Raw genomic sequence first — 26,069 nt, 5'->3', positions numbered from 1 at the left:
GATCTGATCGATGTCGCGTCGCCATTCTGCAGAAAAGCGTGAAGTGAACCCGGATCCGAAGTTCGGGAACATCATCATCACGAAGTTCATGAATTCGATCATGTATGACGGCAAGAAGTCTGCCGCCGAAAGCATCGTTTACGGTGCGCTCGAGATGATCGAGAACAAGACCAAGCAGGGCCCGCTGCCGGTGTTCGAGCAGGCTTTGGAAAACGTCATGCCGACCATCGAAGTGCGCTCGCGCCGCGTCGGTGGCGCCACCTACCAGGTGCCGGTTGAAGTTCGCTCTGTGCGCCGTCAGGCGCTGGGCATCCGCTGGATCATTACGGCCGCGCGTGGCCGCAACGAGAAGACGATGACCGAGCGGCTCTCCGCTGAGCTGCTTGATGCGTCGAACAATCGTGGCAACGCGGTCAAGAAGCGTGAAGACGTGCACAAGATGGCGGAAGCCAACCGTGCCTTCTCGCACTATCGCTGGTAACGGCGAAACGAACGGAAATTAAGGAAGCTCCTATGCCCCGCCTTCATGCCATCGAGGATTACCGGAATTTCGGTATCATGGCGCACATCGACGCCGGTAAAACGACGACGACTGAGCGCATCCTCTACTATACCGGCAAGAGCCACAAAATCGGCGAAGTGCACGAAGGTGCTGCGACGATGGACTGGATGACGCAGGAGCAGGAGCGCGGCATCACCATTACGTCGGCTGCTACGACCGCGTTCTGGGACGGCAAGCGTCTGAACATCATCGACACCCCCGGCCACGTCGACTTCACCATTGAAGTCGAGCGTTCGCTGCGCGTGCTCGACGGCGCCGTTTGCGTTCTCGACTCCAACCAGGGCGTCGAGCCGCAGACCGAAACCGTCTGGCGCCAGGGCGACAAGTATAAAGTGCCGCGCATCGTCTTCGCCAACAAGATGGATAAGACCGGCGCGGACTTCTACAAGTGCCTGCAGGACATCATCGATCGTCTCGGCGCGAAGCCGGTCGCGATCCAGTTGCCGATCGGTTCCGAGAACAACTTCAAGGGCATGGTCGATCTTGTCCTGATGAAGGCCTACGTCTGGAATAACGAGGCGCTCGGTGCGATGTACGACGTTGTCGACATCCCGGCCGATCTCGCCGACAAGGCGAAGGAATATCGCGAGAAGCTCGTTGAAGCCGCCGTCGAACTCGACGACGACGCCATGGCTGCCTATCTCGACGGCAAGGAGCCGGACGAAGCGACGCTGAAGCGGCTCATCCGCAAGGCGGTGCTGACCGGCGCGTTCTATCCTGTGCTGTGCGGTTCGGCCTTCAAGAACAAGGGCGTGCAGCCGCTGCTCGACGCCGTCGTTGCGTATCTTCCGTCGCCGGTCGACGTGCCTGCGATCAAGGGCACCGATGAAGACGGCAACGAAGTCGTGCGCAAGGCCGACGACAAGGAGCCGCTGGCTCTGCTCGCGTTCAAGATCATGGACGATCCGTTCGTCGGCACCATCACGTTCTGCCGCATCTATTCGGGCGTCCTCGTCAGCGGCACCGGCGTCGTCAATTCGACCCGTGATAAGAAAGAGCGTATCGGCCGTATGCTGTTGATGCATGCGAACAACCGCGAAGACATCAAGGAGGCCTATGCCGGCGACATCGTTGCGCTGGCTGGCCTCAAGGAAGCTCGTACCGGCGACACGCTGTGCGACTCCAACAATCCGGTCATCCTTGAAAAGATGGAATTCCCGGAGCCGGTGATCGAAATCGCGATCGAGCCGAAGTCGAAGGCCGATCAGGAGAAGCTGGGCGTCGCTCTGGCGAAGCTCGCGAACGAAGATCCTTCGTTCCGCGTGTCGACCGACCACGAGTCCGGCCAGACCATCCTGAAGGGCATGGGCGAACTCCATCTCGACATCAAGGTCGACATTCTCCGCCGCACCTACAAGGTCGATGCCAACATTGGCGCGCCGCAGGTGGCGTTCCGCGAGAAGATCACCAAGAAGGCCGAGGTCAAGTACACCCATAAGAAGCAGACCGGCGGTACCGGTCAGTTCGCTGAAGTGTCGATCGTGGTCGAGCCGAACGAGCCAGGTGCTGGTTACGAGTTCGAATCGAAGATCGTCGGTGGTTCGGTTCCGAAGGAATACATCCCCGGCGTCGAAAAGGGCCTCAACAGCGTGATGGGTTCGGGCGTCGTTGCCGGCTTCCCGGTGGTCGACGTCAAGGTCTCGCTCGTGGACGGCAAGTATCACGACGTCGACTCGTCGGCGCTCGCCTTCGAAATCGCGGCGCGTGCTGCGTTCCGTGAAGCGCTGCAGAAGGGCAAGTCGGTCCTCCTTGAGCCGATCATGAAGGTCGAGGTGGTGACGCCTGAGGATTACACCGGTTCGGTGATCGGCGATCTCAACTCTCGTCGTGGCCAGATCCAGGGCCAGGACATGCGCGGCAACGCCAACGTCGTCAACGCGATGGTGCCGCTCATGAACATGTTCGGTTACGTGAACAACCTGCGCTCGATGAGCCAGGGCCGCGCGACCTTCACGATGCAATTCGATCACTACGCTGAAGCGCCGGCCAACGTGTCGGCAGAAGTCCAGAAGAAGTTTGCTTGATTTCTTTGACGCAAGTCAAAGTTGAACGGAGAACGTCATGGCTAAAGCTAAATTTGAACGTAACAAACCGCACTGTAACATCGGCACCATCGGTCACGTCGACCATGGCAAGACATCGCTGACCGCAGCGATCACCAAGGTTCTGGCGGAAACGGGCGGTGCCACGTTCACGGCATACGACATGATCGACAAGGCGCCTGAAGAAAAGGCGCGCGGCATCACCATCTCGACCGCTCACGTTGAGTACGAGACGGCGAACCGCCACTACGCTCACGTCGATTGCCCCGGCCACGCCGACTACGTGAAGAACATGATCACCGGTGCTGCGCAGATGGACGGCGCGATCCTGGTCGTTTCGGCTGCTGACGGCCCGATGCCGCAGACCCGCGAGCACATCCTGCTTGCCCGTCAGGTCGGCGTTCCTGCGATCGTCGTGTTCCTGAACAAGTGCGACATGGTCGACGATCCGGAACTGCTCGAACTGGTCGAGATGGAAGTTCGCGAACTGCTCTCGAAGTACAACTTCCCGGGCGACGACATTCCGATCATCCGCGGCTCGGCGCTCGCAGCGCTCGAGAACAAGGATCCGGCTCTGGGCCACGACGCCGTTCTGGCGCTGATGAAGGCCGTTGACGAAAACATTCCCCAGCCGGCGCGTCCGATCGACCAACCGTTCCTGATGCCGGTCGAAGACGTGTTCTCGATCTCGGGCCGTGGCACCGTCGTCACCGGCCGTGTCGAGCGCGGCATCATCAAGGTTGGCGAAGAAATCGAAATCGTCGGTCTGAAGGACACCCAGAAGACCATCGTCACCGGCGTTGAAATGTTCCGCAAGCTGCTCGATCAGGGCCAGGCTGGCGACAACATCGGTGCGCTGCTTCGCGGCACCAAGCGCGAGGAAGTCGAGCGCGGCCAGATTCTCTGCAAGCCGGGTTCGGTCAAGCCGCACACCAAGTTCAAGGCTGAGGCTTACATCCTCACCAAGGAAGAGGGTGGCCGTCACACGCCGTTCTTCACCAACTACCGTCCGCAGTTCTACTTCCGCACGACCGACGTGACGGGCGTGGTTCATCTGCCGGAAGGCACCGAGATGGTGATGCCTGGCGACAACATTGCGATGGAAGTGCACCTGATTGTGCCGATCGCGATGGAAGAGAAGCTCCGCTTCGCGATCCGTGAAGGCGGCCGTACCGTTGGTTCGGGCGTCGTCTCCAGCATCATCGAGTAACAAACGATCCGTCGCATGCCCGGTCGGAAGACCGGGCATTCACGACCCTCTTGATAAAAACGTGGATGGCCGGGCTGACCGGTCGTGACGGACAAGAAAGACAGCGGCAATGAACGGCCAGAATATTCGCATTCGTCTCAAGGCGTTCGACCATCGAATTCTCGATACGTCGACCCGCGAGATCGTGAACACGGCAAAACGCACCGGTGCACAGGTTCGCGGACCCATTCCGCTTCCGACTCGCATCGAGAAGTTCACCGTCAACCGTTCGCCGCACGTCGACAAGAAGAGCCGCGAGCAGTTCGAGATGCGCACTCACAAGCGCCTTCTCGATATCGTCGATCCGACACCCCAGACCGTGGACGCGCTGATGAAGCTCGACCTGGCCGCAGGTGTCGACGTCGAGATCAAGCTGTAAGAATTTTTGTTAAGTTCGCAGATCGCGGACAGAAAGACAGGAAGCACGCCGATGCGCTCCGGAGTGATCGCACAAAAGGTCGGGATGACGCGGGTCTTTACGGAGACCGGTGAACATATCCCTGTGACTGTGCTCAAGTTGGGCAATTGCCAGGTTGTTGGCCATCGCACCACTGACAAGAATGGTTATGTCGCTTTGCAGCTCGGTTCGGGCTCGCGCAAAAGCGTCTATCTGCCGAAGGCTGAGCGCGGCCAGTTCGCCGTCGCCAAGGTCGAGCCAAAGCGCAAGGTCGCGGAATTCCGCGTCTCGGAAGATTCGCTGATCCCGGTCGGCGCTGAAATCCAGGCGGACCATTTCGTTGTCGGCCAGTTCGTCGACGTGACGGGCACCTCGGTCGGTAAGGGCTTCGCGGGCGGCATGAAGCGCTGGAATTTCGGCGGTTTGCGCGCAACCCACGGCGTCTCGGTCTCGCATCGTTCGATCGGTTCGACCGGCGGCCGTCAGGATCCCGGCAAGACCTTCAAGAACAAGAAGATGCCTGGCCATATGGGCGTCGATCGGATCACCACGCTGAACCTGCGCGTCGTCCAGACGGACGTGGCGCGCGGACTTCTGCTCATCGAAGGCGCCGTTCCCGGCTCCAAGGGTGGATGGATCACCGTGCGCGATGCCGTGAAGAAAGCATTGCCGAAGGATGCGCCGAAGCCCGGCAAGTTCAAGCTGGCTGGCGGAACCGACGCTGCTCCTGAAGCGGCACCGGCAGAGGAGGGCGCGTGATGGAATTGAAGGTCACAACCCTGGAAGGTAAGTCGGCTGGCTCCGTTCAGCTGTCGGACGAGATCTTCGGTCTCGAGCCGCGCAAGGATCTGATCCAGCGCGTCGTCAACTGGCAGCTCGCGAAGCGTCAGGCCGGCACCCACAAGACCAAGGGCCGCGCTGAAGTCTGGCGCACCGGCAAGAAGATGTACAAGCAGAAGGGCACCGGCGGTGCTCGTCACGGTTCGGCTCGCGTTCCGCAGTTCCGCGGCGGTGGCCGTGCGTTCGGTCCGGTCGTTCGCTCCCATGCGCACGATCTGCCGAAGAAGGTTCGCGCGCTCGGTTTGCGGCACGCCCTGTCGGCGAAGGCCAAGGACGGCGGTCTCATCGTGATCGAGAACGCGGATCTCAAGGAAGCCAAGACCAAGGCGCTGCTCGGACACTTCTCGAGCCTGGAGATCACCAACGCGCTCATCATCGACGGCGCCGAAGTGAACACCGGTTTCGCGACCGCTGCGCGTAACATTCCGCACATCGACGTGCTGCCGATTCAGGGCATCAACGTCTATGACATTCTGCGCCGTCAGAAGCTCGTTCTGACCAAGGCCGCTCTCGATGCGTTGGAGGCGCGCTTCAAATGACAACCGCTGATGTGCGCCACTACGACATCATCGTGGCTCCGGTCGTGACCGAAAAGGCAACCGTCGCTTCCGAGCACAACAAGATTGTGTTCAAGGTTGCGGCGAAGGCGACCAAGCCGCAGATCAAGGACGCGATTGAGAAGCTGTTCGACGTCAAGGTGAAGAGCGTCAACACGCTGGTTCGCAAGGGCAAGACGAAAGTCTTCCGCGGCCAGTTCGGTTCTCAGTCGGATACGAAGCGTGCGATCGTGACCCTCGAAGAAGGTCATCGCATCGACGTGACCACCGGACTGTAAGGCACACGACGATGGCATTGAAAACATTCAACCCCACGACGCCAGGCCAGCGCCAGCTGGTGATGGTCGATCGTTCGGCGCTGTACAAGGGCAAGCCCGTCAAGGCTTTGACCGAAGGCAAGCACTCGTCCGGCGGACGTGGCAATACCGGCCGCATCACCGTGCGTTTCCGCGGCGGCGGCCACAAGCAGACGTACCGCATCGTCGACTTCAAGCGTAAGAAGGTCGACGTGCCGGCCAAGGTCGAGCGTCTCGAGTACGATCCGAACCGCACCGCGTTCATCGCGCTGATCAAGTACGCCGATGGCGAGCAGGCCTATATCCTGGCGCCGCAGCGTCTGGCCGTTGGCGACACCGTTGTCGCCGGCAGCTACGTCGACGTGAAGCCGGGCAACGTCATGCCGCTCGGCAACATGCCGGTCGGCACCATCGTGCACAACGTCGAGCTGAAGATCGGGAAGGGCGGCCAGATCGCTCGCTCCGCGGGCACCTACGCCCAGATCGTCGGCCGCGACCATGATTTCGTGATCCTGCGCTTGAACTCGGGCGAACAGCGCCTGGTTCACGGCCGCTGCATCGGCACCATCGGCGCGGTGTCGAACCCGGATCACATGAACATCTCGATCGGCAAGGCCGGTCGTAAGCGTTGGATGGGCCGTCGTCCGCATAACCGCGGCGTCGTGATGAACCCAGTCGACCATCCGCACGGCGGCGGCGAAGGCCGCACCTCGGGCGGCCGTCACCCGGTTACTCCGTGGGGCAAGCCGACCAAGGGCAAGAAGACGCGTTCTAACAAGTCGACAAACAAGTTCATTCTCATCAGCCGCCACAAGCGGAAGAAGAAGTAAGGATCGCCGGACATGGTTCGTTCAGTCTGGAAAGGCCCGTTCGTTGAAGGCTCTCTGCTCAAGAAGGCAGATGCCGCGCGTTCGTCCGGCCGTCACGACGTTATCAAGATCTGGAGCCGCCGCTCGACGATCCTCCCGCAGTTCGTGGGGCTCACCTTCGGCGTCTACAACGGTCAGAAGCATGTTCCGGTCGCAGTGAACGAGGAAATGGTCGGTCACAAGTTCGGCGAGTTCTCGCCGACGCGGACCTTCCACGGCCATTCGGGCGACAAGAAAGCCAAGAAGTAAGGGCTTGAGGACTTAGTCATGAGCAAACCAAAGCGCGAACGGGTTCTCCCGGAAAACGAAGCCAAGGCGGTAGCCCGCATGCTTCGCGTCAGCCCGCAGAAGCTGAACCTTGTTGCGCAGCTGATTCGCGGCAAGAAGGCATCGTCTGCGCTCGCCGACCTGCAGTTCTCGCGCAAGCGGATCGCCGGCGACGTCAAGAAGTGTCTGGAGTCCGCGATTGCGAACGCCGAGAACAACCATGACCTCGATGTCGACGCTCTGGTCGTCGCAGAGGCGCATGTTGGCAACGGCATCGTGATGAAGCGTTTCGCACCGCGCGGCCGTGGCCGTTCGGGTCGTGTATTTAAACCGTTCTCGCAGCTGACGATCGTCGTTCGTCAGGTCGAGGCCGAGGCGAGCGCCTAAGGGCGGGAGAAGACGATGGGTCAGAAGATCAATCCAATCGGGCTGCGTCTGGGCATTAACCGGACTTGGGATTCCCGTTGGTTCGCCGGCAAGAACGAGTATGCGAAGCTCCTCCACGAGGACATCCGCATCCGCGCCATGCTGATGAAGGAACTGAAGCAGGCTGCGGTCGCACGTATCGTGATCGAGCGCCCGCACAAGAAGTGCCGCGTGTCGATTCACTCGGCGCGTCCGGGCGTCGTGATCGGCAAGAAGGGCGCTGACATCGACAAGTTGCGCCAGAAGGTTGCCGCGATCACCGAGTCCGACGTGGTCATCAACATCATCGAAATCCGCAAGCCGGAGCTCGATGCGACCCTGGTCGCCGAATCGATTGCGCAGCAGCTTGAGCGCCGCGTTGCGTTCCGTCGCGCCATGAAGCGCGCCGTTCAGTCGGCGATGCGTCTGGGCGCTGAAGGCATCCGCATCAACTGCTCGGGCCGTCTCGGCGGCGCTGAAATCGCGCGTATGGAATGGTATCGTGAAGGCCGCGTGCCTTTGCACACGCTGCGCGCTGACGTGGATTACGGTGTCGCCACCGCGTTCACGACCTTCGGCACCTGCGGCGTCAAGGTCTGGATCTTCAAGGGTGAAATCCTCGAGCACGATCCGATGGCTCAGGACAAGCGTATGGCCGAAGGCGACAGCGGACGTCCGCGTCGCGATGCGGCTTGATTGAAATTCGAAGAAGGTTTGAGGGCGTAAGCCATGATGCAACCAAAGAAGACAAAGTTCCGCAAGGCGCATAAGGGCCGTATTCACGGCGTCGCCTCGTCGGGCGCGACGTTGTCTTTCGGCCAGTTCGGCCTGAAGGCGATGGCGCCGGAGCGCATCACCGCGCGCCAGATCGAAGCCGCTCGTCGCGCGCTGACCCGTCACATGAAGCGTGCCGGCCGCGTCTGGATCCGCGTGTTTCCGGATCTGCCAGTCTCGAAGAAGCCCGCCGAAGTGCGAATGGGCTCGGGCAAGGGTACGCCGGAGTTGTGGGTTGCACGGGTGAAGCCAGGTCGTCTCATTTTTGAGATCGACGGCGTGACCCAGCAGACCGCGAAGGAAGCACTGTCGCTCGCCGCCGCCAAACTTCCGATCAAGACGCGCTTCGTTGCGCGCATTGCGGAGTAAGGAACCGATCATGGCCGATTTGAAAGTCGAAGATATCCGCGCGATGAGCCCCGATCAGATGGACGAAGCCGTCCTCAATCTGAAGAAGGAGCGGTTCAACCTGCGTTTCCAGCGCGCCACCGGGCAGCTCGAGAACACCTCGCGCCTGCGTGAGGCTCGCCGCGATATCGCACGCATCAAGACTGTCGCGGCGCAGAAGCGCGCCGCGCAGACCAAGAAGTAAGGGGCGAAAGATGCCGAAGCGTACTCTCCAGGGCGTCGTCGTCAGCGACAAGCAGGACAAGACCATTGTCGTGCGCGTCGACCGCCGCTTCACCCACCCGATCTACAAGAAGACGATCCGACGTTCGAAGAACTATCACGCGCACGACGAGAACAATCAGTTCAAGGCAGGCGACGTGGTTCGAATTGAGGAAAGCAAACCACTCTCGAAGTTGAAGCGCTGGACGGTAGTCCAGGCCGAAACAAAAACAGCTTAAGCGCAACAAGCGCATCAGAAAGAGGACGAGGTGCATCAATGATTCAGATGCAGACCAACCTCGACGTGGCCGATAATTCCGGCGCGCGCCGTGTCATGTGCATCAAGGTTCTTGGAGGTTCCAAGCGCCGGTACGCGACTGTGGGTGACATTATTGTCGTTTCCATCAAGGAAGCCATCCCTCGCGGGAAGGTGAAGAAGGGCGACGTGATGAAAGCCGTCGTCGTTCGCGTTGCGAAGGATATTCGCCGCGCCGATGGTTCCGTTATCCGTTTCGACCGCAACGCGGCTGTGTTGATCAACAACCAGTCCGAACCGGTCGGCACCCGTATCTTCGGGCCGGTGCCGCGCGAGCTTCGCGCCAAGAACCACATGAAGATCATCTCGCTTGCGCCGGAGGTGCTGTAATGGCTGCCAAGATCCGCAAGGGTGACAAGGTTATCGTGCTGAACGGCCGCGACAAGGGCCGGACTGGTGAAGTGTTCGAGGTGCGTCCCACCGAGAGCAAGGCGCTGGTGCGTGGCGTCAACCTGGTGAAGCGTCACCAGAAGCAGACGCAGGCCCAGGAGGGCGGCATCATCACCAAGGAGTCGCCGATCCACCTGTCGAACATCGCGATCGTCGGCAAGGACGGCAAGCCGACCCGCGTCGGCTTCAAGATTCAGAAAGATGGCACCAAGGTGCGCGTCGCCAAGCGCTCGGGAGCAGAGATCGATGGCTGAGACCGCATACGTTCCGCGTCTCCGGACGCAATTCGACAAAGAGATTCGCGGCAAGCTGGTTGAGCAGTTCGGTTACACGAACGCCCTGCAGGTGCCGGTTCTCGATAAGGTCGTGCTCAACATGGGCATCGGCGAAGCCGTCAACGACCGCAAGAAGGTCGAACTGGCTGCCGCCGATCTCGCGCTGATCGCCGGCCAGAAGCCGATCGTCACGCATTCGCGCATGGCAATCGCGACCTTCAAGCTGCGTGAAGGCCAGGCCATCGGCGCCAAGGTGACGCTGCGCAAGTCCAAGATGTACGATTTCGTCGATCGTCTTGTGAACATCGCGCTGCCTCGCGTTCGCGACTTCCGTGGCCTCAATCCGAAGAGCTTCGACGGCAGGGGCAATTACTCCCTCGGCCTCAAGGAGCATCTGGTGTTCCCGGAAATCGACTACGACAAGTCGGGCGAGACCTGGGGCATGGACATTACGATCTGCACCACCGCTGCCACCGATGACGAGGCGCGTGCGTTGCTGACCGCATTCAATTTTCCGTTCCGGCAGTGAGACACTGAACTAGTCAGCGTCTCAAACGCGGAAAGGTATGGAGACTACTCGTATGGCGAAGAAAAGTTCAGTCGAGAAGAATAACCGGCGTCAGAAGATGACGAAGAACGCTGCGGCCAAGCGCTCGCGCTTGAAGGCGATCATCGCCGACAAGAAGAAGCCGATGGAAGAGCGTTTTGCGGCGACGATCAAGCTCGCCGAGATGCCGCGCAATTCGTCGGCGACCCGCATCCGCAACCGCTGCGAAATCAGCGGCCGGTCGCGCGCGGTCTATCGCAAGAACAAGATGAGCCGCATCGCGCTCCGTGATTATGGCTCGAAGGGCCTGATCCCGGGTCTCGTGAAGTCCAGCTGGTAAGGAGGGTCGGACATGTCAACGCACGATCCCATCAGCGATCTGATCACCCGCATCCGCAACGCGCAGATGCGCTCCAAGTCCAAGGTTTCGACCCCGGGCTCGAAGATGCGCGCCAACGTTCTCGAAGTGCTGAAGGCCGAGGGTTATATCCGCGGCTACGCAGCGGTCGAGCATGCCGGCGGCCACAACGAGCTTGAGATCGAGCTGAAGTATTTCGATGGCGAGCCAGTTATCCGCGAAATCGAGCGGGTTTCGAAGCCAGGGCGTCGCGTGTACGCCTCGGTGAAGAACCTGCCGCGCGTGAAGAACGGTCTCGGCATTTCTGTGCTGTCGACGCCAAAGGGAATTATGGCTGACCACGACGCGCGTGACGCGAATGTGGGCGGCGAAGTTCTCTTCACGGTGTTCTAAGGAAGGAACGATTATGTCACGCGTAGGCAAACGACCCGTTCCGATTGTCTCGGGCGTCACCGCGAATCTCGAAGGCCAGACCGTCAAGATGAAGGGGCCGAAAGGCGCACTTCAGTTTGTCGTGCACGACGACGTGTCGGTTGAAATGAAGGACGGCGCGATCACCGTTGCGCCGCGCTTTGAGACCAAGCGCGCGCGTTCGCTGTACGGAACCGCTCGCGCTCAGATCGCGAATCTGGTCGAAGGCGTCACCAAGGGCTTCGAGAAGAAGCTGGAAATTACCGGCGTCGGTTACCGCGCCGCGCTGCAGGGCAAGAACCTTCAGCTCGCGCTCGGTTACAGCCACGACGTGATCTATCCGATCCCGGAAGGGATCACGATCACCGTGCCGAAGCCGACCGAAATCACCATCGTCGGCAACGACAGCCAGCGCGTCGGCCAGGTTGCCGCCGAGATCCGCAGCTATCGTCCGCCGGAGCCCTACAAGGGCAAGGGCGTGAAGTACGCCAACGAATTTATCTTCCGCAAGGAAGGCAAGAAGAAGTAACGGAGCCGGTCATGTCGAAACTCAAGGTCACGAATGCCCGGCGCAAGCAGCGCGTACGTCTCGCGCTGCGCCGGACAGCGAACGGACGTCCGCGCCTGTCGGTGTTCCGCTCGTCGAAGCACATCTACGCTCAGGTCATCGACGATCTGAAGGGCGAAACGCTGGCTTCGGCCTCGTCGCTGGAAAAGACGATGCGCGATGCCGGAAAGACCGGCGCCGACATCGATGCGGCGAAGGCTGTCGGCAAGCTGCTGGCGGAACGCGCTGTGAAGAACGGCGTCAAGGAAGTGGTTTTCGACCGTGGTGGCTATCTGTACCACGGCCGCGTCAAGGCGCTCGGCGAAGCCGCGCGGGAAAGCGGCTTGAGCTTCTAAGCTCAGCCTTTTGAATTTGGTTTGAACGGACACAAGGTCAGAGGCGCGAGCCTCACAAGGATTGGAAAACACCATGGCAGGTGAACGCGAACGCGGCGGACGCGAGCGGGGCGGTCGGGATCGGGAAGAGCGCGACAGCGAGTTCGTCGACAAGCTCGTCCACATCAATCGTGTTGCGAAGGTCGTCAAGGGCGGCAAGCGCTTCGGTTTCGCAGCTCTGGTCGTCATCGGCGATCAGAAGGGCCGGGTCGGGTTCGGTCACGGCAAGGCGCGCGAAGTGCCTGAAGCGATCCGCAAGGCGACCGAGTCGGCCAAGCGCAACCTGACGCGCGTTGCTCTGCGCGAAGGCCGCACGCTGCACCACGACATCGCTGGCCGTCATGGTGCCGGCCGCGTCTATCTGCGCGCCGCTCCCGCCGGTACCGGCATCATCGCGGGCGGCCCGATGCGCGCTGTGTTCGAGACGCTCGGCATTCAGGACGTGGTGGCGAAGTCGATCGGTTCGTCGAACCCCTACAACATGGTTCGCGCGACGTTCGACGCGCTGAAGCATCAGGATTCGCCGCGTTCGGTTGCGAACCGCCGCAACATCAAGGTTTCCACGTTGCAGTCCCGCCGCGTCGGCGGCGATGCGGAAGCTGTCGCGGAATAATTCACGCGCCGTTTTGGAGTTTAGACAATGGCCAAGGCCGCAACGAAAACCATCAAGGTCGAGCAGACCGGTAGCCCGATCCGCCGTCAGGCCGCGCAGCGTGCGACGCTGATCGGTCTGCGTCTCAACAAGATCGGCCGTGTCTCCGAGTTGCAGGATTCGCCTGCCATTCGTGGCATGATCGACAAGGTCAAGCACCTCGTCCGCGTCGTCGACGAGAAGTAAGGAAGCAAGCGATGAAGCTCAATGAGATCGCCGACAACAGCGGCTCGCGCAAGAAGCGCATGCGCGTTGGCCGTGGCATTGGCTCCGGCAAGGGCAAGCAGGCAGGTCGCGGCGGCAAGGGCCAGACCGCGCGTTCGGGCGTCCGCATCAAGGGCTTTGAAGGCGGCCAGATGCCGCTGCATCGCCGTCTGCCGAAGCGCGGCTTCAACAACATCTTCCGGCTCGACCTGACGGAGGTCAATCTCGATCGTCTTCAGGAAGCCATCGATGCCAAGAAGCTGGACGCCAAGGCGACCGTCAACGCGGAGACGCTGGTGAAGTCCGGTCTGCTGCGCCGTTCGAAGGACGGCGTGCGGCTCCTGGGCCGTGGCGAACTCAAGGCCAAGCTGAACATCGAAGTGCACGGCGCGACCAAGTCCGCGATCGAGGCAGTCGAGAAGGCCGGCGGTACGGTGAAGATCCTGGCGCCGGCGAAGGACGCAGCCGCGCAGAAGGCTGCAGCCAAGAAGCCGAACAGGAAGGCCTCGTAAAATTCGGTCATGCCCGGCCTTGTGCCGGGCATCCACGTCTTTACTTCTTTGATGGCCCAAAGGAAGGCGTGGATGGCCGGGACAAGCCCGGCCATGGCGAGTTGAAAGAACCGGGATCAAAAATGGCCTCTGCAGCAGAACAACTGGCAGCAAACCTCAACTTCTCGGCATTCGCGAAGGCTGACGAGCTCAAGAAGCGCATCTGGTTTACACTGGGTGCGCTGCTTGTTTATCGGCTGGGCACCTATGTGCCGCTGCCGGGCATCGATCCGAACATCTGGAGCCAGATCTTCAAGTCGCAGGCCGGCGGTATCCTCGGCATGTTCAATATGTTCGCCGGCGGCGGTATCAACCGCATGGCGATCTTTGCGTTGAACATCATGCCGTACATTTCGGCATCGATCATTCTCCAGTTGCTGACGACAGTGTCGCCGCAGCTCGAAGCTCTCAAGAAAGAGGGCGAGTCGGGCCGCAAGGTCATCAATCAGTACACGCGCTATCTGACCGTCGTGCTTGCGACGTTCCAGGCCTATGGCATCGCTGTTGGTCTTGAAGGCGCGGGTAACGTCGTTTCCGACCCCGGCATGTTCTTCCGTCTGTCGACCACGATCACGCTGGTCGGCGGCACCATGTTCCTGATGTGGCTCGGCGAGCAGATCACCTCGCGCGGCATCGGCAACGGCATTTCGCTGATCATCATGGCCGGCATCGTCGCCGAGCTGCCGTCGGCAATCGCCGGCACGCTCGAACTCGGCCGCCAGGGCGCGCTGTCGACGGTCCTGATTCTCGCGATCATCCTGATGGCCGTTGCGGTTATCGCACTGATCGTTTTTGTCGAGCGCGCGCAGCGCCGCCTGCTGATCCAGTATCCGAAGCGCCAGGTCGGCAACAAGATGTTCGAGGGTCAGTCCTCGCATCTGCCGCTCAAGCTCAACACCGCGGGCGTGATTCCGCCGATCTTCGCGTCGTCGCTGCTGCTGCTGCCGACGACCATCGCGCAGTTCAACGCTGGCAAGGGACCGGAGTGGTTCCAGTGGCTGACGACGCAGCTCAGTCACGGCCGTCCGCTGTTTCTCTTCCTGTATCTCGGGATGATTGTGTTCTTCGCGTTCTTCTATACCGCGATCGTGTTCAACCCGACCGAGACCGCAGACAATCTCAAGAAGCATGGCGGCTTCATTCCGGGCATCCGTCCGGGCGAGCGCACCGCCGAGTACATCGACTACGTGCTGTCGCGTATCACCGTGGTCGGTGCGATCTATCTCGCGATCGTCTGTCTGGTGCCTGAAATCCTGATCTCCTACGCGTCGGTGCCGTTCTATCTCGGAGGCACGTCGCTGCTGATTGTCGTCAGCGTGACGATGGATACGGTCGCCCAGGTGCAGGGCTATTTGCTGGCGCACCAGTATGAAGGGCTGATCCGTAAATCGAAATTGAGGGGCCGCCGTAAATGAGGTTGATTCTTCTCGGGCCGCCGGGGGCGGGCAAGGGAACGCAGGCGCAACGACTGGTTCACAAGCACGGTATCGTTCAGCTCTCCACCGGTGAGATGTTGCGTGCCGCGGTTGCAGCCGGAACGCCCATCGGCCTCAAGGCGAAAGACATTATGGCCAGCGGCGCGCTGGTGCCGGATGAAGTCGTGGTCGGAATCATTGCCGATCGCATCGAAGAACCGGACGCGAAGAAGGGCTTCATCCTCGACGGCTTTCCGCGCACCGTGCCGCAGGCGCAGGCGCTGGACGAACTGTTGAAGAAGAAGCACCTCAAGCTCGACGCCGTCGTCGAGCTGCGCGTGAATGAGAGCGCATTGCTGGAGCGCGTCGAAAACCGGGTCGCGCAGATGCGCGAGCGCGGTGAAGAGGTTCGCATCGACGATACGCCGGAGGTGCTTTCCAAGCGTCTGGCCAGCTATCGCGCTCAGACCGAGCCGCTGGTTCACTACTATTCGGAGAAGCGCAAGCTCATCACCGTCGACGGCATGATGACCATCGAGCAGGTGACAGTGGCCATCAACCGGGTTCTGTCCGCGCTGGAAGCGGCCGATTCGGCGGCCAAGGCCGCAAAGAAAACCGCCCGGAAAACCGCCAAGCCGGGCAAGGTGGCTGGCAAGGCCCCGGCAAAGACTGCCAAGAAAGCGGCTAAGAAGGCCGCCAAGAAGGCTGCCAAGGCACCCGCCAAGAAGGTCAAGAAGACCAAAAAGGCCGCGAAACCGGCCAGTAAGGCTGTTAAGAGCGGTAAAAAGACCGCTGCGAAGGCCAAAAGCCGAGCCTCCGGAACCAAGGCCGCGAAGACCCGAAAAGTGGCCAAAAAGGCCACTAAAAAGCGCGCTAAAGCTGTCAAACGGTTGACGAAACGCCGCTGAATACATTAATAAGCCCGCATCCAGTCGGATAGTTTCAGACGATGCCGGGCCCCGAAAAGAAAATGGGGAGGGCGTCGTGTTCGCGTTTGTGGACACCCGCCCGACACAGAGACCAATGAGACAAGCCAGTCCGTGACGGACGGTGACAGGAGCGAAGACCGTGGCCCGTATTGCAGGCGTCAACATTCCGACCAACAAGCGCGTTCTGATCGCGCTTCAGTACATTCATGGCATCGGCCAGAAGAACGCTGCCGAGATCATGGAGCAGGTCAAGATCCCGCTCGATCGCCGCGTGTCGCAGCTGAGCGACGCGGAAGTCTTGCAGATCCGCGAAATGATCGACCGCGACTATCTGGTCGAGGGCGACCTCCGCCGCGAAGTCGGCATGAACATCAAGCGCCTGATGGACCTCGGCTGCTATCGCGGCCTGCGTCATCGCCGCGGCCTTCCGGTGCGTGGTCAGCGGACCCACACCAACGCGCGCACGCGCAAGGGTCCTGCCAAGGCCATCGCCGGCAAGAAGAAGTAATTTTCGTTTCTACCAAACCGACCCGGTCGTCATGGCCGGGTGATCACCTGAAATTCCCCAGCGTCTGGCACCACGGACGCGCTTGAAGGAAATGACTATGGCTAAAGAAGCTACCCGCGTCCGCCGTCGTGAACGCAAGAACATCGCATCCGGCATCGCGCACGTGAATTCGTCGTTCAACAACACCACCATCACCATCACCGACGCGCAGGGCAACACCATTGCCTGGTCGTCGGCCGGAACGATGGGCTTCAAGGGATCGCGCAAGTCGACTCCGTATGCGGCGCAGGTTGCTGCCGAAGACGTGTCGAAGAAGGCGCAGGAACACGGCATGCGCACGCTGGAAGTCGAAGTCGCTGGTCCGGGTTCGGGCCGTGAATCGGCGCTGCGCGCTCTGCAGGCCGCAGGCTTCACCGTCACCTCGATCCGTGACGTGACCACGATCCCGCACAACGGTTGCCGTCCGCGCAAGCGTCGGCGCGTCTGATTGTTTGGACTGCCGCGGGCAATATGTGCCCGCGTTGCTTTTGAGATGCGATGACGCGGGTCGCTCCCGCGCCGCAAAACCTCCAACGCCAGTGATTTTGATGGCATGGGTGAACAAGTGACGATCCAGAAAAATTGGCAAGAACTCATTCGTCCGAACAAGCTCAACGTAACGCCTGGTTCGGATCCGACCCGTTTCGCAACCGTCATCGCTGAACCGCTCGAGCGTGGCTTCGGCCAGACGCTCGGCAACGCGCTTCGCCGCGTGCTGCTGTCGTCGCTGCAGGGCGCTGCCGTGCAGTCGGTTCACATCGACGGCGTGCTGCACGAGTTCTCCTCGATCGCCGGCGTGCGCGAGGACGTGACCGACATCGTGCTCAACGTGAAGGACATCTCGATCAAGATGCAGGGCGAAGGCCCGAAGCGCATGGTCGTGAAGAAGTCGGGCCCGGGCGTCGTGACCGCGGGCGACATCCAGACCGTCGGCGATGTCGTCGTGCTGAACCCCGATCTGCAGATCTGCACCCTCGACGAGGGCGCTGAGATCCGCATGGAGTTCACCGTGAACTCCGGCAAGGGCTACGTCGCCGCCGAGCGCAACCGTCCGGAAGACGCGCCGATCGGCCTCATTCCGGTGGACAGCCTGTTCTCGCCGGTTCGCAAGGTGTCCTACAAGGTCGAGAACACCCGCGAAGGCCAGATCCTGGACTACGACAAGCTGACGCTGACGATTGAAACCAACGGCGCGATCTCGCCGGACGACGCGCTCGCTTACTCGGCGCGCATCCTGCAGGATCAGCTCAACGTGTTCGTGAACTTCGAGGAGCCCCGCAAGGAGGTTGCTGCCGAGATCATTCCGGATCTCGCCTTCAACCCTGCGTTCCTCAAGAAGGTCGACGAGCTCGAACTGTCGGTTCGTTCGGCAAACTGCCTGAAGAACGACAACATCGTCTACATCGGCGATCTCGTGCAGAAGTCGGAAGCGGAAATGCTCCGTACCCCGAACTTCGGCCGCAAGTCGCTGAACGAAATCAAGGAAGTGCTCGCCCAGATGGGTCTGCACCTCGGCATGGAAGTGCCCGGTTGGCCGCCGGAGAACATCGACGAGCTGGCCAAGCGCTTCGAGGATCACTACTAAGCAGATCGGTGTGATGGCCGGATCACTTCCGGCCTTCACGCTTGATCTTTTACACTGGGCGAACGCAGGCAGCCCACCTGAGCAGCATGTCCGACGAACCGTCGCGGCAAGTCATCATTGAGGAAATAGATTATGCGTCACGGCAAGGTTCATCGGAAACTCAACCGCACTGCAGAACACCGCAAGGCCATGTTCGCCAACATGTGCGCCGCGCTGATCAAGCACGAGCAGATCGTCACCACCTTGCCGAAGGCGAAGGAGCTTCGCCCGATCGTCGAGAAGCTGGTCACGCTCGGCAAGAAGGGCGGCCTCGCGCTGCGCCGTCAGGCGATTAGCGAAATGCGCGACCGCGATCAGGTCAAGAAGCTGTTCGACGTTCTGGCGCCCCGTTACAAGGATCGTCAGGGCGGCTACACCCGCATCATCAAGGCTGGTTTCCGCTACGGCGACAACGCGCCGATGGCTGTGATCGAGTTCGTTGACCGCGACGTCGATGCCAAGGGTCAGGATTCGGGCCCGGTGCAGGAGACGTCGTCGGAAGCGGCGTGATCTCTCAATTAACTGCAAGAATTTCACGAGCGGCGCATTGCGCCGCTCGTTTTGTTTTGGCCGGTTGCATCGTCGCGGTCATGACCGGAGGGAGCATCGCTGTGTCCGTCGCCGATACCAGTTCGGATATTCTGATGGCCTCGGCGCGCGGGGACGCTGCGCAGGTGACGGCCTTGCTGTCATCTGGAGCGAACGTGGAGGCGCGCGATCGCGACGGCCGCACGCCGTTGCTGCTTGCCACTCATGGCAATCATGTCGAAGTGGCGCGGCTTCTGATTGCCGCCGGCGCCGACGTCAACGCGAGGGATTCGATGTCCGATACGCCGTTTCTCTATGCCGGCGCGGAAGGCCGTAACGAGATACTGAAAATGACGCTTCAGGCTGGAGCAGATCTGGCCAGCACCAATCGCTATGGCGGCACGGCGTTGATACCAGCCGCGCATCATGGACATCCGGAGACCGTGAAGATCCTTCTTGGCACCGGAATCAAGATCGATCATGTCAACCGGCTCGGCTGGACTGCGCTGATCGAGGCCGTGATCCTCAGTGACGGCGGCAAGATTCACACCGACATCGTGCGCTTGCTGGTCGAGGCCGGTGCCGACGTCAACATCGCGGATCGCGACGGCATCACGCCACTCGTTCACGCCCGCCGCCGCGGCTACACCGAAATGGCGACGATCCTGGAGCGGGCAGGCGGCAGGTAAGCTTGTGAGACGGTCATCAATCGGCAGAAGGCGGCGCCTCGTGCGCCGCTTTTTTTGTCGTGAGATGCTTTCCTGCGGGGCAACAATGCCATGAACCGCAGGACACGATCCTGCCGTGGCATTCGCGGATTCGACCGCCATATGGAGCTCCATAGCAAAGGAGCTCTCCATGAAAATCGATCTTTCAGGCACCACCGCAATCGTTACCGGCTCGACCGGCGGCATCGGGCTGGCCATCGCCCGGGGTCTTGCCGGGGCAGGGGCGAGCGTCGTGGTCAACGGCCGCACCCAGGCGAAAGCCGATGCCGCTGCTGCTGCCATCCTCAAGGCGGTGCCGGGAGCCAAGGCGCGCGGCGTCGGCGCAGACGTCTCAACCGCCGATGGCTGCGCCACGCTGGTCGCGGCCGTGCCGGATGCAGACATTCTCATCAACAACGCCGGCATCTTCGAGCCGAAGGACTTTTTCGAGATTTCCGATGCGGACTGGACTCGCTTTTTCGAGGTGAACGTGATGTCCGGCGTGCGGCTGTCGCGTGCCTACATGCAGGGGATGCTGAAGCGCAACTGGGGCCGCATCGTTTTCATTTCGTCTGAATCCGGGCTCAGTATTCCAAGGGAAATGATCCACTACGGCGTCACCAAGACGGCGCAGCTCGGCGTCTCGCGCGGGCTCGCGGAACTGACCAAGGGCACCAACGTCACCGTCAATGCGGTGCTGCCGGGGCCAACCATGTCGGAAGGCGTCGAGACATTTGTGAAGGATCTGGCGAAACAGAACGGTCAGTCAGTAGACGAGGCGGCCTCCCAGTTCGTCAGGCAGCATCGCGGCACCTCGCTGATCCAGCGCTTCGCCAGCGTCGACGAGATCGCCAACATGGTGGTTTATGTCAGTTCTCGCGAGGCCTCGGTCACCAACGGTGCAGCTCTACGGGCCGAAGGCGGAATCATCCAGACGATTGCGTAAGTAGAATAGCAATTCCGATTTTCCCGGTCGTCCGAAAGAATTTTCTCAGGGCGAACGCCGGCACGTCATGTCGCACGCGAAAGTCGGGGGAAGGAGTGCGCTGTCATACGCATGTAACACCTCTGTCGTATTTGTATGGCCATGCTCATGGCTGCATTGCAACACGCCTGCTCGTCTTGTTTGCGACAGCTCTCTTTCTAGATCGAGCGGACTCGCCGCCGGTCTCATTTACTGGCTGATTTCATCGTGTGGACTGCACTCTTGAACGACAGACCCGCCCACCTCTCGCCGCCGCGCTTTGAGCCGGGCGGCTGGATGCACTGGCCCGACAATGAGGATTACAGCCTTCAGTTCATGCGCGTGCTGGGGTCGGCGCAGGAGGGCGGCAGCACAATCTCGGAATGCTTCCTGACGGCGAGCCGGATCGCGGCCGGTGACGACGAGAGCTGGTATCGCGCCTGGAAGACCATTGCCGATACCAGCAAGGTGCGCGGCGACCACGCGCGCGCCGCCGGCAATATCCATTCGGCGCTCAGTAACTGGCTGCGGGCCTCCAACTATTACCGGACCTCGGAAGTCTTCCTGAAGCTTGACGATCGTCGCCGCGCCGATGTGCTCGAGCGGATGCGGGCCTGTTCGTATCTTGTCGTCACGCATCAGCCATCCGGCGGCGAGCTGGTCCGGATTCCCTGCTTCGAGGGCGGCTTCGTCGAAGCTTATTTCCTGCGCGCGCCCGGAGCGGATGCGCGGGCGCCCGTCGTTGTCTGCGTCGGCGGATCGGATCACTTCAAGGATGAGCATCTGCACACGCTGCTCCGGCAGGCTCATTCGCGCGGTCTGTCGCTGTTGCTGGCCGATTTGCCGGGGCAGGGCAGCGCACCCAGGATCAAGGGAATGGTGCGATACGAGATCGAGACGGCGATCAGCTGCTGCGTGGACTATCTGGTCGCGCGCGGCGATATCGACGAACAGCGGATCGCTATTTTTGGCGGCGGTCTGGGCGCGGCCTATGCCTCACGTGCGGCCGGTCTCGACGACCGGTTCGCCGCGGCGGTGTGCGATGCCGGAATCTGGGACATGCACCAGCGGGTGACGGCGTCGCAATGGATGCCCGGTGACGGCGGTCAGGACACCATCGGCGACGAAATTCGCAGGCTGAAGCGACATGGCGGCATCACCAGCATCAAATGTCCGATCCTGATGACCTTCGGCGAGCATGACTGGCTGGATACTCGCCATGCCGTCGCCCTGTGCGCCGCGCTGAAGGACGAAGGCGCTGATGTGACGCTGAAGGTGTTCGCATCCGCCGAGACGGCCTCGGCGCATGGCCAGTCCGATAATCCGACCATCGGCAACGAGTTTGTCTTCGACTGGATAGCGGCCCGTCTGGCACGGGCGCTTGTGCCCGCGGACGCCTGACGGTCAGTTCTCCGCGGCGATCATTTGCGCGGCCTTCGCGAGGCGGCTCTTGAGTGTCGAGAGCTTGTCGGTGAGGTCGCGGAACGTCTGCGTGGAGAAATCCGAGAAGACGAGATTGTCGGCGACCACCTGCTGCGAATAGAGGTTCGCGATCTGCTTGTGCGCCTTGTCGGTCAGCGACATCAGCACGACGCGGGCGTCTTCCTTGGATGCAACGCGGCGCATGAAGCCGTGCTTTTCAAGACTTTTCGTTTGAGTCGTGACGAAGGACGGATCGACGTGAAGTTTTGTCGAGACCTCCCTGACTGAAATCCCCTTGCCCTGATCGAGATCGTTGACCGCCATCAGGATCAGCCATTGTGGACAGGTGATGTCCAGCATTCGCGCCCAGTTGGAACGGATTTCCTCGAGATGGGTGTTGATCGAAATAACATCCCAGATGAACTGCCGGACCAGAGCGTCGTCTGGTCCCATCGGAGTCGCGTTGTGCGCCGTGCTGCGCGGGCTCGCAATATGACGCTGAGATGAAATTTTCTTGGCGGGGAGTCTGCCAGCCATTTATTTTCTACCTTGTCGAAGGAATGCAGGAAAATATGCCAGCCCTTCACTCATTGCAATCACCGGATCTGTCACCCCACTGACATGATGTTGCGAGGAAAGCACATGATCGCGGCCAAATAAAAGCATGAGTAAATCAATTATTTTAATCAGCTGATGCTTGCAGGCATTGTCGCCCCGTCAGCCGGAGACGTCGGGTGACTCGCTGGTGATCTCGCCCGAAGGCGAAGCAACCGGCGGTAAGCGGGGATCAAGGGGCTGTGGGGTGGCTAGCGCCACGGGAAGCGGACCTTTCCTCAATTGAACAATTTTGGAGGTTTTATGAGCAAGATTAAGAGCCTTATCCTGGGTTCGGCGGCCATGTTGGCTGCTGCCTCGGGTGCACAGGCGGCTGATCTTCCCGTCAAGGCGAAAGCGGTCCAGTACGTGAAGATCTGCTCCCTGTATGGAGCTGGTTTCTACTACATTCCCGGCACCGACACCTGCATCAAGCTGGGCGGCTACGTTCAGCTCGACGTGACGGTCAACGGCACTGCGCATCATCAGCCAGCCTGGAACAACAGCGGCAACACCGGCCTGCAGAACCGGGCGTCGGACTACTTCGTCACCCGCGCGCGTACCAGCCTGAACATCGACACCCGCACCGGCACCGAGTACGGCGTGGTCCGCACCTACTGGTCGAGCAACTTCCAGCACACCTCCGGCGAAGGCCCGTCTTCCGGTGTCCTCACCATGGACTTCGGCTTCATCCAGTTCGCCGGATTCACCCTCGGTAAGGCTATCTCCGCCTTCCAGACGCCTTGGGGCGGTTCGCCTGTCGGCCTCAACACCTCCAACCTGATCGGCGGCTACGACAACGCCACCGGCATCAACCAGATTGCCTACACCTGGCAGTTCGGCAACGGCATTTCGGCTCAGGTCGGCATCGAAGACAACCGCGTCATCAACCGCGCTCCGATCTTCAACGGCGCTATTGCCTCGACCGCGACCAACTTCTTCACCGGTGCCTACACCAACGCGTCCGGTGGAAACGTTTCGCCTGATTTCGTCGGTAACGTCCGCATCGACCAGGCCGCCTTCACGGCCCAGCTCTCCGGCGGTCTCCACAACATCCACGCCAACTACTACGGCACCACCGAACCAACCGGTCATCCAAGCGATGAATGGGGCTTCGCGATCGCGGGCGGCCTTCAGCTGAAGAGCCTGCCAACCGGTCCCGGCGACAAGCTTTCGCTGGAAGCCACTTACTCGGACGGCGCTCCGAAGTACGTGATCGGCGGCACCACGGGCAACAACTTCGACGCGTTCAACAACTCTGGCACGTCGAGCCCGGCGTTCTACCAGTCGTTCGCGTCGCTTGCGTTGTTCGACGGCGTCTACACCACCAACGGCTCGATCGAGAAGACCAAGGTGTGGGGCTTCCGCGGTGGTTACGAGCATAACTGGTCGCCAAACTGGCAGACCACCGTGTTCGGCAGCTACACGCATGTCGACTACAACAGCAACGCCACCACGATCTTCTGCACGAACACTGCTGCGTTCTACGCCGCGGGCAGCACCTGCAACCCGGACTTCAACATCTGGCAGGTCGGTTCGCGTACGGCCTGGACTCCGGTCCGCAACCTGACGTTCTCCGGCGAAGTGATGTACACGACACTCGACCAGAGCAACACGGGTGGCACCACTGCCGTGGCAGCGGGTGCAGCTGGTCTCTTCAAGCCAGCCGGTGCTTACGAGTTCAAGGATCAGGGCATCCTGTCCGGCAACTTCCGCGTCCGCCGCACCTGGTAATCGCTTAACGGCGATAATCACCTGAACAAAAAAGAACCCCGGCAGGCAACTGCCGGGGTTTTTCTTCGGCCTCACCACGAAAGCAGAAAGCAGTTTTTCCGAGAAGGTCATGCCCCGGACAAGAAGCGGGCGAGGCGCGATCGGCGATATCGAACAAACAGATCCCGCACCGCACACGCAAACGTGAGGGGAGATATGCGCGGATTGTTTGACTAAATAAGGTAATTAAGGCATGGTCCGCTTATAGCGCGGCGGCGCTGACCGCCGTTCCCGATTGCGGATACCGACACAGTTTCTCAGAAAATCTCCCGACCTCCGGCAATGCCCTGCCGGAGGTTTTTATTTGGCGGCGCCTGCGCGCGAGAACGGCTTACCAGCCTTCAAGCACCAGCTTGCCGGTGGAGCGTCCGCCTTCCAGCAATGTGTGCGCCTGCCTGAGGTTGGCCGCGTTGATCTTGCCGAGCACCTTGTCGAGCGTGGTGCGCAGCACGCCGTTGTCGATCAGGCTGGCGACATCGTCGAGCAGGTTATGTTGCGCGATCATGTCGTCGGTCTGGAACGATGAGCGCGTGAACATTGATTCCCAATGCAGCGATACGGCCTTGCCTTTCAGCAACATCACGTTCGGCGGCGTTGCGGGGTCGTCGATCAATCCGATCTTGCCTTGAGGCGCGACGATGTCGGCGAGTGCCGCGAAGTGCTGCTCGGTATTGGTCAGCGCCGCGATCAGCGCGACCGGCGGGATCTTGAGCGCATCGATCTGATCTTTCATCGACTTGGAGTGATCGATCACATGATGTGCGCCAAGGTCGAGACACCATTTGCGGGATTCGGGACGCGACGCCGTGGCGACCACGGTGAGGCCGGTGAGCCGGCGCGCAAGCTGGATCAGGATCGAGCCGACACCGCCGGCGCCGCCTATAATCAGCAGCGTGCGCGGATCTACGCTTTTGCCCGGCGCAACGCCGAGACGGTCGAACAGCAACTCCCATGCGGTGATCGACGTCAGGGGCAGGGCAGCCGACTGCGCGAAGGACAGCGTTTTCGGTTTGTGGCCGACGATCCGCTCGTCCACGAGATGAAATTCCGAGTTGGTGCCCTGACGCTGGATCGAGCCGGCGTACCAGACTTCATCGCCCGGCTTGAACAGCGACACGTCGGGCCCGACGGCATCCACGATGCCAGACGCGTCGAAGCCGAGAATCTTGGTATCGCCTGCCTTGGGTTCCGCGCGCTTGCGGACCTTGTAATCGACGGGATTGGCGGAAATCGCCTTCACCGCGACGCGGATGTCGCGCCCGCGCGGCTCCGGCTTGTCGGTTTCAAAATCGATCAGCGCATCCGGCGCATCGATCGGCAGCGATTTCCGGTAACCCACGGCTTTCATTGATCTGGCTCCATCTGGGACTTTTTTGGTCGGCAAGCCTAGCGTGGTGGTTCGCAAGTCCGCATCGCTCTTGCTGCGTATCCTTTTGCGGACTTGCGAACCAAAACCACGCTAGCAATCATAATTTCCTAGTGTCCTGTCGAAGCCGAAGTTCGCTACGGAAAGTGCTGTAAATTCAAGCGAACTTCGGCTTCGGGACACTAGGTGTCCCGCCCGCGTCCTATTTGCAAGTACTGTCATTTCGGGGATATAGTGACCATTCGGATACCAATGGAAAATCCCTTATGAAACGACAGGATTTCGGCTGTGCGCCCGGCTGTTCGGTGGAGGTCACGCTCGATCTGATCGACGGCAAGTGGAAGGGGGTCATCCTCTATCACCTGCAGGAGGGGCGGCTGCGCTTCGGCGAACTGCGCAAGCGGCTCCCGAACGTGACCCAACGGATGCTGACAAAGCAGCTTCGCGCCCTTGAGGAGGATGACCTGATCATCCGCAAGGTGTATGCCGAGGTTCCGCCGCGGGTGGATTATGAGCTGTCCGAGACGGGACAACGGCTGCGGCCGGTGATCGATGCGCTCAAGCAGTGGGGTGATGAGAATCGCGCCCGGATTGACGCCGCATCGGCAGGCAAGAAAGGCAACGCGCAATCAGGCGCGCCGCGTCCGTCGAGGCAGCCGCAGCCCGCGTAATTGAGACTTCTTTCGC

At 60.8% G+C, this 26,069-nt stretch carries 37 protein-coding genes; 35 read left to right on the top strand and 2 right to left on the bottom strand.

Annotation, left to right across the window (positions count from 1 at the left end; translation table 11 throughout):
* The first annotated feature begins 10 nt into the window (after positions 1-10).
* From rpsG to HNQ36_RS08245, 33 genes are all read left to right on the top strand, one after another.
* Complete coding sequence (gene rpsG / locus HNQ36_RS08405) at positions 11-481, top strand: 30S ribosomal protein S7 (RefSeq protein WP_046826836.1); 471 nt, start codon at positions 11-13, stop codon at positions 479-481.
* Positions 482-513: 32 nt separating this feature from the next.
* Positions 514-2,586, top strand: a complete 2,073-nt coding sequence (gene fusA / locus HNQ36_RS08400; RefSeq protein ID WP_184083779.1) for an elongation factor G — start codon at positions 514-516, stop codon at positions 2,584-2,586.
* A 37-nt stretch (positions 2,587-2,623) separates the two neighbouring features.
* Positions 2,624-3,814 carry an elongation factor Tu gene (tuf, locus tag HNQ36_RS08395; RefSeq protein ID WP_184083777.1) on the top strand — a complete coding sequence of 397 codons (1,191 nt, stop codon included), beginning with the start codon at positions 2,624-2,626 and terminating at the stop codon, positions 3,812-3,814.
* 109 nt (positions 3,815-3,923) lie between these two features.
* The gene (rpsJ, locus tag HNQ36_RS08390) at positions 3,924-4,232 is read left to right on the top strand and encodes a 30S ribosomal protein S10 (RefSeq protein WP_002712302.1); all 309 of its coding nucleotides are present in this window, start codon (positions 3,924-3,926) and stop codon (positions 4,230-4,232) included.
* Positions 4,233-4,283: 51 nt separating this feature from the next.
* Positions 4,284-5,009, top strand: coding sequence for a 50S ribosomal protein L3 (rplC, locus tag HNQ36_RS08385; protein ID WP_019196581.1), 726 nt, complete (start codon positions 4,284-4,286; stop codon positions 5,007-5,009).
* Positions 5,009-5,629, top strand: a complete 621-nt coding sequence (gene rplD / locus HNQ36_RS08380; protein WP_184083775.1) for a 50S ribosomal protein L4 — start codon at positions 5,009-5,011, stop codon at positions 5,627-5,629. The genes rplC and rplD overlap by 1 nt, the downstream gene beginning before the upstream one ends.
* On the top strand, positions 5,626-5,925 hold the full coding sequence (locus tag HNQ36_RS08375; RefSeq protein ID WP_046826833.1) for a 50S ribosomal protein L23: 300 nt from the start codon (positions 5,626-5,628) through the stop codon (positions 5,923-5,925). Before rplD ends, HNQ36_RS08375 begins: the two co-directional genes overlap by 4 nt.
* Before the next feature lie 11 nt (positions 5,926-5,936).
* A complete protein-coding gene (gene rplB, locus HNQ36_RS08370; protein ID WP_046826832.1) occupies positions 5,937-6,773 on the top strand; it encodes a 50S ribosomal protein L2 in 837 nt (278 codons plus the stop codon).
* 12 nt (positions 6,774-6,785) lie between these two features.
* On the top strand, positions 6,786-7,061 hold the full coding sequence (gene rpsS / locus HNQ36_RS08365; RefSeq protein ID WP_002712297.1) for a 30S ribosomal protein S19: 276 nt from the start codon (positions 6,786-6,788) through the stop codon (positions 7,059-7,061).
* A gap of 18 nt (positions 7,062-7,079) precedes the next feature.
* Positions 7,080-7,466, top strand: a complete 387-nt coding sequence (gene rplV / locus HNQ36_RS08360) for a 50S ribosomal protein L22 (protein ID WP_046826831.1) — start codon at positions 7,080-7,082, stop codon at positions 7,464-7,466.
* Positions 7,467-7,481: 15 nt separating this feature from the next.
* Positions 7,482-8,180, top strand: a complete 699-nt coding sequence (rpsC, locus tag HNQ36_RS08355; RefSeq protein ID WP_019196585.1) for a 30S ribosomal protein S3 — start codon at positions 7,482-7,484, stop codon at positions 8,178-8,180.
* 33 nt (positions 8,181-8,213) lie between these two features.
* Entirely contained in the window at positions 8,214-8,627 is a 414-nt protein-coding gene (rplP, locus tag HNQ36_RS08350; protein ID WP_019196586.1) for a 50S ribosomal protein L16, read from the top strand.
* A gap of 10 nt (positions 8,628-8,637) precedes the next feature.
* Positions 8,638-8,850: a 50S ribosomal protein L29 gene (rpmC, locus tag HNQ36_RS08345; protein WP_019196587.1), complete on the top strand. Its 213-nt coding sequence runs from the start codon at positions 8,638-8,640 to the stop codon at positions 8,848-8,850.
* Between the two features lie 10 nt (positions 8,851-8,860).
* Complete coding sequence (rpsQ, locus tag HNQ36_RS08340; RefSeq protein WP_019196588.1) at positions 8,861-9,106, top strand: 30S ribosomal protein S17; 246 nt, start codon at positions 8,861-8,863, stop codon at positions 9,104-9,106.
* Between the two features lie 38 nt (positions 9,107-9,144).
* Positions 9,145-9,513 (top strand): 50S ribosomal protein L14, encoded by a 369-nt coding sequence (rplN, locus tag HNQ36_RS08335; RefSeq protein WP_002712291.1) that lies wholly within the window; start codon positions 9,145-9,147, stop codon positions 9,511-9,513.
* Positions 9,513-9,827, top strand: coding sequence for a 50S ribosomal protein L24 (gene rplX / locus HNQ36_RS08330; RefSeq protein ID WP_046826830.1), 315 nt, complete (start codon positions 9,513-9,515; stop codon positions 9,825-9,827). Before rplN ends, rplX begins: the two co-directional genes overlap by 1 nt.
* Positions 9,820-10,377 (top strand): 50S ribosomal protein L5, encoded by a 558-nt coding sequence (rplE, locus tag HNQ36_RS08325; protein WP_046826829.1) that lies wholly within the window; start codon positions 9,820-9,822, stop codon positions 10,375-10,377. Before rplX ends, rplE begins: the two co-directional genes overlap by 8 nt.
* Before the next feature lie 52 nt (positions 10,378-10,429).
* Positions 10,430-10,735, top strand: coding sequence for a 30S ribosomal protein S14 (gene rpsN / locus HNQ36_RS08320; RefSeq protein WP_046826828.1), 306 nt, complete (start codon positions 10,430-10,432; stop codon positions 10,733-10,735).
* 12 nt (positions 10,736-10,747) lie between these two features.
* A complete protein-coding gene (gene rpsH / locus HNQ36_RS08315) occupies positions 10,748-11,146 on the top strand; it encodes a 30S ribosomal protein S8 (protein ID WP_019196592.1) in 399 nt (132 codons plus the stop codon).
* 13 nt (positions 11,147-11,159) lie between these two features.
* Complete coding sequence (gene rplF / locus HNQ36_RS08310; RefSeq protein WP_019196593.1) at positions 11,160-11,693, top strand: 50S ribosomal protein L6; 534 nt, start codon at positions 11,160-11,162, stop codon at positions 11,691-11,693.
* Positions 11,694-11,704: 11 nt separating this feature from the next.
* The gene (gene rplR, locus HNQ36_RS08305; RefSeq protein ID WP_184083773.1) at positions 11,705-12,067 is read left to right on the top strand and encodes a 50S ribosomal protein L18; all 363 of its coding nucleotides are present in this window, start codon (positions 11,705-11,707) and stop codon (positions 12,065-12,067) included.
* Positions 12,068-12,140: 73 nt separating this feature from the next.
* Positions 12,141-12,719, top strand: a complete 579-nt coding sequence (rpsE, locus tag HNQ36_RS08300; protein WP_006021054.1) for a 30S ribosomal protein S5 — start codon at positions 12,141-12,143, stop codon at positions 12,717-12,719.
* 27 nt (positions 12,720-12,746) lie between these two features.
* Complete coding sequence (rpmD, locus tag HNQ36_RS08295) at positions 12,747-12,944, top strand: 50S ribosomal protein L30 (protein WP_046826826.1); 198 nt, start codon at positions 12,747-12,749, stop codon at positions 12,942-12,944.
* Positions 12,945-12,955: 11 nt separating this feature from the next.
* Entirely contained in the window at positions 12,956-13,474 is a 519-nt protein-coding gene (gene rplO / locus HNQ36_RS08290; RefSeq protein ID WP_046826825.1) for a 50S ribosomal protein L15, read from the top strand.
* Between the two features lie 122 nt (positions 13,475-13,596).
* On the top strand, positions 13,597-14,928 hold the full coding sequence (secY, locus tag HNQ36_RS08285; protein WP_046826824.1) for a preprotein translocase subunit SecY: 1,332 nt from the start codon (positions 13,597-13,599) through the stop codon (positions 14,926-14,928).
* Positions 14,925-15,836, top strand: coding sequence for an adenylate kinase (locus HNQ36_RS08280; protein ID WP_184083770.1), 912 nt, complete (start codon positions 14,925-14,927; stop codon positions 15,834-15,836). The genes secY and HNQ36_RS08280 overlap by 4 nt, the downstream gene beginning before the upstream one ends.
* Before the next feature lie 160 nt (positions 15,837-15,996).
* The gene (gene rpsM / locus HNQ36_RS08275; protein WP_046826822.1) at positions 15,997-16,365 is read left to right on the top strand and encodes a 30S ribosomal protein S13; all 369 of its coding nucleotides are present in this window, start codon (positions 15,997-15,999) and stop codon (positions 16,363-16,365) included.
* A gap of 97 nt (positions 16,366-16,462) precedes the next feature.
* Positions 16,463-16,852, top strand: coding sequence for a 30S ribosomal protein S11 (gene rpsK, locus HNQ36_RS08270; protein ID WP_002715392.1), 390 nt, complete (start codon positions 16,463-16,465; stop codon positions 16,850-16,852).
* Between the two features lie 105 nt (positions 16,853-16,957).
* Entirely contained in the window at positions 16,958-17,989 is a 1,032-nt protein-coding gene (locus HNQ36_RS08265) for a DNA-directed RNA polymerase subunit alpha (protein WP_046829479.1), read from the top strand.
* A gap of 132 nt (positions 17,990-18,121) precedes the next feature.
* Positions 18,122-18,538, top strand: coding sequence for a 50S ribosomal protein L17 (gene rplQ / locus HNQ36_RS08260; RefSeq protein ID WP_046826821.1), 417 nt, complete (start codon positions 18,122-18,124; stop codon positions 18,536-18,538).
* Positions 18,539-18,618: 80 nt separating this feature from the next.
* Positions 18,619-19,245 (top strand): ankyrin repeat domain-containing protein, encoded by a 627-nt coding sequence (locus HNQ36_RS08255; protein ID WP_184083768.1) that lies wholly within the window; start codon positions 18,619-18,621, stop codon positions 19,243-19,245.
* Positions 19,246-19,414: 169 nt separating this feature from the next.
* The gene (locus HNQ36_RS08250; RefSeq protein WP_184083766.1) at positions 19,415-20,209 is read left to right on the top strand and encodes an SDR family NAD(P)-dependent oxidoreductase; all 795 of its coding nucleotides are present in this window, start codon (positions 19,415-19,417) and stop codon (positions 20,207-20,209) included.
* A gap of 261 nt (positions 20,210-20,470) precedes the next feature.
* Entirely contained in the window at positions 20,471-21,628 is a 1,158-nt protein-coding gene (locus tag HNQ36_RS08245) for an alpha/beta hydrolase family protein (protein WP_246395314.1), read from the top strand.
* A gap of 3 nt (positions 21,629-21,631) precedes the next feature.
* Here HNQ36_RS08245 and HNQ36_RS08240 read toward each other — a convergent pair whose 3' ends face one another.
* Positions 21,632-22,186 carry a MarR family transcriptional regulator gene (locus HNQ36_RS08240; RefSeq protein WP_246395313.1) on the bottom strand — a complete coding sequence of 185 codons (555 nt, stop codon included), beginning with the start codon at positions 22,184-22,186 and terminating at the stop codon, positions 21,632-21,634.
* 321 nt (positions 22,187-22,507) lie between these two features.
* On the opposite strand from HNQ36_RS08240, the gene HNQ36_RS08235 reads away from it, so the two are divergent.
* Positions 22,508-23,977: a porin gene (locus tag HNQ36_RS08235; protein ID WP_184083764.1), complete on the top strand. Its 1,470-nt coding sequence runs from the start codon at positions 22,508-22,510 to the stop codon at positions 23,975-23,977.
* A 370-nt stretch (positions 23,978-24,347) separates the two neighbouring features.
* Here HNQ36_RS08235 and HNQ36_RS08230 read toward each other — a convergent pair whose 3' ends face one another.
* Positions 24,348-25,364: a zinc-binding alcohol dehydrogenase family protein gene (locus tag HNQ36_RS08230; RefSeq protein WP_184083762.1), complete on the bottom strand. Its 1,017-nt coding sequence runs from the start codon at positions 25,362-25,364 to the stop codon at positions 24,348-24,350.
* 284 nt (positions 25,365-25,648) lie between these two features.
* On the opposite strand from HNQ36_RS08230, the gene HNQ36_RS08225 reads away from it, so the two are divergent.
* On the top strand, positions 25,649-26,053 hold the full coding sequence (locus HNQ36_RS08225) for a winged helix-turn-helix transcriptional regulator (RefSeq protein ID WP_184083760.1): 405 nt from the start codon (positions 25,649-25,651) through the stop codon (positions 26,051-26,053).
* The last annotated feature ends 16 nt before the right edge of the window (positions 26,054-26,069 follow it).

The organism is Afipia massiliensis (assembly GCF_014203115.1).
Taxonomy (GTDB): domain Bacteria; phylum Pseudomonadota; class Alphaproteobacteria; order Rhizobiales; family Xanthobacteraceae; genus Afipia; species Afipia massiliensis.
Note: the sequence above shows the minus strand (reverse complement) of the source record. Positions and strands in the feature narration are given on the sequence as shown.